The 882-nt window shown below is 42.3% G+C and carries 1 protein-coding gene and 1 pseudogene; both read right to left on the reverse strand.

Features of this window, described 5'->3' with window-relative positions; translation table 11 throughout:
• On the reverse strand, window positions 1-284 hold a 284-nt coding region (locus ACFIKB_RS09430), incomplete at its 3' end, for a hypothetical protein (protein WP_375653497.1).
• Window positions 271-882 (reverse strand): annotated as a pseudogene (locus ACFIKB_RS09435) (hypothetical protein); the annotation flags it as partial. The gene ACFIKB_RS09430 and the pseudogene ACFIKB_RS09435, both read right to left, overlap by 14 nt.

Raw genomic sequence — 882 nt, forward strand, 5'->3', positions numbered from 1 at the left:
AAAAGCTCTGCTTTCAAATTTCTGCAATACTCTGCAAGCTCTGCTCCTGTTGGCATAAAGGTTTTCGATAATCCTTTTGCTTTTCCGCATATGATATCCTTAACAGCCTGCTTTAGAGCGTATTCTGAAGCATCTGATAAGGCTATGCTGTAATTTAAAGCGATAACATTAGGGTCTATATTTGCCGGTATTTTTAGACCAGAAAGCAAATAAGCAACCGCCTCGATATGTTCAACCGTAACTTTCCGTGAAAGCAGTGCGTGTAAGCGATTACAGTCTTGCAAAACTTGCGATCTCTCCTCCAGCGTCAACGGCTTTCCATGCATAGAGGTTGGAGGGTACACACTCCGGTCCACTCTCTTGGCAAGTGCTTGCAAATGAACTGATAGCCTCTGTATCTCTGCTGCATTCTGATCCATAAGAATTGCTAGTGGTGATTGCTGCTTTGAGTGTACTGAAGCTTTGTGAAAGGCTGTTTGTGAAGTTATTTGTTGAGAGCTTATAGCGTTCGTTTGCATATCGTTTCTCCTGTTCTAATTTCTTGGCTAGCGTTCCATTCTGGTTAATAATCCAACCACACCAAGCACTTTGCCAATCGCGATTGTTTGCATTTCGACATGGGTTGGCTTTCCAATGAAGTTTAAATCTTTCGAATTCTAATAACGCCTCATCATGCGTTAAGCCTTTATCGATTGCGTATTGCAAATCGGGTTCAAAATCTTCTGGTACGCTTCCAAGTTCTTTTTTCCCCTTACTTCGCTTGGCTTTCTTAGGAACGCTTGTCTGCTCGTGAATGGGAGGTTGGTTGGTTTGCTCTGATTGGCTTTCAACATCACACTCGATTGGCTCGTCAACCAAATCGATTGTTTCTAAATCTTCAAA

Source organism: Bartonella sp. MR110HLJHH, from assembly GCF_042194225.1.
Taxonomy (GTDB): domain Bacteria; phylum Pseudomonadota; class Alphaproteobacteria; order Rhizobiales; family Rhizobiaceae; genus Bartonella; species Bartonella grahamii.